Genomic DNA, 4,237 nt, shown 5'->3' on the forward strand with positions numbered 1-4,237 from the left:
CGTCGAGCTGCCGGCGGCGCTGGGGGCGGAAGCGGCCAAGACGCTCGCCGGGGTGCTGCTGGCGCGCGGGCGGGCGGCGCGGGCCCGGCGCACGCTGTCGCTCGGGCCCGCCGGGCTGGAGGTGAGGCCGGGCGACGGGGTCCGGATCAGGGGCGAGACCGGGTCGTGGCGGGTCGTCGCGACCGAGTGCGAGCGGGGCGCGACGAGCATCGAGCTGGTCGCGGCCGAGCCGGAGACGACGCCGGCGTCGGCGGCGAGCGGGGGGCGGGTGCTGGGCGCCCCCGACCGGGTGGCGGGCGCGACGGTGCTCCATGTCTTCGAGCGCCCGGCGGATGCGGAGCGGGGCGCGGGCCCGCGGGTGACGGTCGTCGCGGCGGGCGGAGCGGGATGGCGGGGCGCGGCCCTGCTATATTCCCTGGACGACGGAGCGAGCTGGACGGAAGCGGGCGCGACCGCCGCGCCGGCGGCGATCGGTCCGGTCGAGCGTCCGCCGGTGGCGGCGCCCGCGACGCTGGTCGACCGGCGGTCGGCGGTCGTGGTCGCGCTGCCCGGGCACATGACGCTGCGCGACGCCGATGCGGGCGCGATCCACGCGGGCGCGAACCTTGCGCTCATCGGCGAGGAGCTGGTGCAGTTCGCGCGCGCGACGCCGCTCGGCGGCGGGCGGTGGCGGTTGGAGGAGCTGCGACGCGGGCGGTTCGGGACGGAGCGCGCGCCGCCCGCCGGGGTGGGCGCGCGCTTCGCGCTGCTGGAGGCGGACGCCGCGCGGACGATCGAGCTGCCCGCGGAGGCGATCGGGCGCGAGCTGCGGATGCTCGCCTCGGGCGTCGGCGACGTGGGCGGGCCGGTGGAGGCGCGCCTGGTCGTGAGCGGTCGGTCGGTGCTGCCGCTGGCGCCCGCGCACCTTCGCGCGGTGCTTACCGCCGACGGCGGCGCGTGGGTAAGCTGGGCGCGGCGCAGCCGGGCGGGATGGGGCTGGATCGACGGCGTGGACGCGCCGCTCGGCGAGGAGCGCGAGGCGTGGGACGTGCGGGTGGCGAGGGCGGACGGAAGCGTCCGCGCCGCGTCGCCGGGCGCGCCCGCCCTGGGCGTGGAGCCCGCCGAGCGCGCGGGCGGCGCGGTGTCGGTGACGGTGCGGCAGGTGGGCGACCTGGGACTGGGCGCGGCGACGGTGGTCGTCGTGCCGGGGCCGGGCGCCGGATCGGGTTTTCAAGGGACGGGATGATGGAACACGACGCGACCGCGCGACTCGGGCTGCCGTTGCTGGCGACGGGGCAGGCGGGCAAGGAGGGGACGCACAACGAGGCGCTGGCGCTCGTCGACCTGGTCGTCGGGGCGGGGGTGGAAGCGATCGGCGTGGACGCGCCCCCGGCGGATGCCGCGATCGGACAGGCGTGGATCGTCGGTTCCGCGCCGACCGGCGTCTGGGAGGGCCGGGCGGGCGCGCTGGCGGGGTGGACGGGCGGGGGATGGCGTTTCGTGACGCCGTTCGAAGGCTTGAGCGTCTGGATCATCGCCGAGAAGCTTCACGCGCGGTTTACCGACGGCGGGTGGGTCGCGGGCGACGTCCGGGCGTCGCGGGTACTGGTTGGGGGCGTGCCGGTGCTCGGTCCGCGCGGGGCGGCGATCACCACGCCCGCGGGGGGAGCGACGGTCGACCTCGAGGCGCGGGCGGCGGTGGGCACGGTGCTGGAGGCGCTCCGGGCGCATGGGCTGATCGGGCCGTGACGTAGCGTCGGACGCCGCAATCTCCGCCCGACCTGTTGCCGCAGGGACACGGTTTGGGCTTTTCACTTCTTGCGTGGAAACGATCCCTTCGATAGTTGGTTTGGTCTGTCCTAAGGGACAATCTGGAAAAGGGGTTTTTTATGCGGAAGCTTGCCGTCCTAATGGCACTCGCCTCCACCGCCATCGCTTCGCCCGTCCTTGCCCGCGACAATGCGTGGTATGTGGGCGTCGAGGGCGGTGCGATGATCGTCGAGGATCTGGACTACGACGTCACCACCGCCGCGGGCGTAGGCACCGATAGCGGCATCTCGATCGACCACGATTACGGCTACGACGTCGACGCGGTGATCGGCTACGACTTCGGCGGGTTCCGCCTGGAGACGGAAGTCGGTTACAAGAGCGCGGTCGTCGACGAGCTGACCTCCACGGTCACCGTGCCCGCGTTCAACGCCGCGGGCGGCACGTTCAACGTCGCTTCGGGCAACCGCGATGCGGGCGGCCGCACATCGGCGCTGTCGTTCATGGTCAACGGGCTGCTCGATTTCGGCGCGGATGACGGCATCCAGGGCTTCATCGGCGGCGGCGTCGGCGTGGCGCGCGTCAAGGCGGACAGCTACCGCCTGAGCACGCGCGGCGCGTTCCTCGACGACTCCGACACCGTGTTCGCGTTCCAGGGCCTGGCGGGCGTCCGCGCGCCGCTGACCGACACGATCGACGCGACGCTGAAGTACCGCTTCTTCAACGCCGACGACGTCAAGCTGGTGGATATCGGCAACCGTCAGCTCGAGACGCGCTTTCGTTCGCACTCGATCCTGGGTGGCGTGACGTTCAACTTCGGCGAGCCCGCGCCGCCCCCGGCGCCCGAGGCTCCTCCGATCCCGGAGGCCCCGTTGGCTCCGCCGGCTCCGCCCGAGCCCGCCGTGGTCTGCTCGCCCGGACCGTTCATCGTGTTCTTCGAGTGGGACAAGTCGGACATCACGCCCGAGGCCTCGTCGATCCTCGACAACGCCGTCACCCAGTACACCAATTGCGGTAACGCGCAGGTCATGCTGGCCGGCCACGCCGACAAGTCGGGTGCGGCGTCGTATAACGTCGGTCTGTCGCAGCGCCGCGCCGACGCGGTCCGCGGCTACCTGTCGTCGCGGTCGATCCCCGAGGCTTCGATCTCGACCGAGGCGTTCGGCGAGAGCCGCCCGCGCGTCGACACGGCCGACAACGTCCGCGAGGTTCAGAACCGCCGCGTGGAGGTCATGTACGGACCGGGCGCGGGCCAGTAAGGCCTACGCACACCGTGGACTACGGAATGGGGAGGTCGGGAAACCGGCCTCCCTTTTTCGTTGCGTGACAAAAGAGCCGCCATGCGGCCCCTTGTCACGCAACCGGCCGACGACCGTTCGGATGTCCCGAACGTGTCGGTCGACGGCGCGGCTTCGCCGCGGCGCGGGAGGGGTTCGGACTATCGTACTTGTTCTGTTCTAACACATTGACTTCCTGCTTCTTCCATTCTCACTAGAACAGGCTCGCCCAGGCCAGTCCGGTCGGCCAAGAAATCAGAGTCGCGGGCGAGGTCATGAATCGGAAACAACGGCGCGGTTCGGCCCAGCCTCGTCGGGGGAGCCGGACCAGTCTTCCCCCACTCGGTCGGTCGTTGGTGCCCGGAACCCTTTGGTATTGGGGACCGGTCGGTGGGATCGCGGCGGTCAAGGATGCATGGCAGCCGTTCGAAGCCTTGTTGAAGGTGATGTCCGCCCATAGCTGGATGTTTCCCGCCGGTTGGGTGCTGGCGGTCCTGATCCACTGGCTTACCATCGGCGTCGAACTGGACGGGCAGCGGCAAGGGCTCGACCGGGTGCGCAAGGCCGCGGTACGACCGAAACGCAGGCGTCGGTGATGGTGTTCGGGCGTGACCATGTTCGGGACGGGAACCTGCCGTTCATCGTTCTTGTTGTAGGCGCGCGGGTCGGATAGGATGCTGGACATGGACAATGCGGCGATCATCGGGCTGCTGGTGCTCCTTTTCGGGATCGTGGGCGGAATGTTGGCGACCGCGGCGCTCGCGCGTGCGGCCTACCCTTTGCGACGGCGAATGTTCGAGCGTGCCACGTCGCTCTTGCACCGTCCGGGTTTGACCAGGGACGACCGATTGTTCCTGCGATTCTGCATGGATCATGCGCTGTCGTTTCGCGCCGGATGGATCCCATTGCGCGCGGTGTGGCGAGCGATCGTCGCGCATCGTCATAAGGAAGGAGGGTGGACGCAGGCTGAGGGTGGTTCCGCCACCACAAGTATCGGTGTGCGCTTCATCCTCTCGGTCCTGCTCGCGAATCCGATCGCGTTGATCATTTTCCTTCCGTCTGTATTGGTTTTGATGATCCTGGAGCGCGAGGCCGTTAGGCCCGCTGTTCGTCAGACCGCGACCAAGCTGCCGACGAGCTACGGTATGGCGTTAGCGTAGCTAGGCTCCAGACTCGTTCACAGCCAGAACGCGAGCGCGGTGGCGAGCGCCACG

5 protein-coding genes are annotated in these 4,237 nt (G+C 70.5%); all 5 read left to right on the forward strand.

Annotation, left to right across the window (positions count from 1 at the left end):
• Nucleotides 1-1,225 (forward strand): phage tail protein (locus ACFE71_RS15045; protein WP_375429575.1); only part of this gene is annotated, 1,225 nt, incomplete at its 5' end.
• Nucleotides 1,222-1,728, forward strand: a complete 507-nt coding sequence (locus ACFE71_RS15050; protein WP_375429576.1) for a DUF2793 domain-containing protein — start codon at nucleotides 1,222-1,224, stop codon at nucleotides 1,726-1,728. The genes ACFE71_RS15045 and ACFE71_RS15050, both read left to right, overlap by 4 nt.
• 140 nt (nucleotides 1,729-1,868) lie before the next feature.
• The gene (locus ACFE71_RS15055) at nucleotides 1,869-3,005 is read left to right on the forward strand and encodes an OmpA family protein (RefSeq protein WP_375429577.1); all 1,137 of its coding nucleotides are present in this window, start codon (nucleotides 1,869-1,871) and stop codon (nucleotides 3,003-3,005) included.
• A gap of 374 nt (nucleotides 3,006-3,379) precedes the next feature.
• Nucleotides 3,380-3,619 carry a hypothetical protein gene (locus tag ACFE71_RS15060; RefSeq protein ID WP_375429578.1) on the forward strand — a complete coding sequence of 80 codons (240 nt, stop codon included), beginning with the start codon at nucleotides 3,380-3,382 and terminating at the stop codon, nucleotides 3,617-3,619.
• Between the two features lie 78 nt (nucleotides 3,620-3,697).
• Nucleotides 3,698-4,183 (forward strand): hypothetical protein, encoded by a 486-nt coding sequence (locus tag ACFE71_RS15065; protein ID WP_375429579.1) that lies wholly within the window; start codon nucleotides 3,698-3,700, stop codon nucleotides 4,181-4,183.
• Nucleotides 4,184-4,237 lie beyond the last annotated feature (54 nt).

Origin of the sequence: uncultured Sphingomonas sp., from assembly GCF_964237155.1 — a bacterium.
Classification (GTDB): domain Bacteria; phylum Pseudomonadota; class Alphaproteobacteria; order Sphingomonadales; family Sphingomonadaceae; genus Sphingomonas.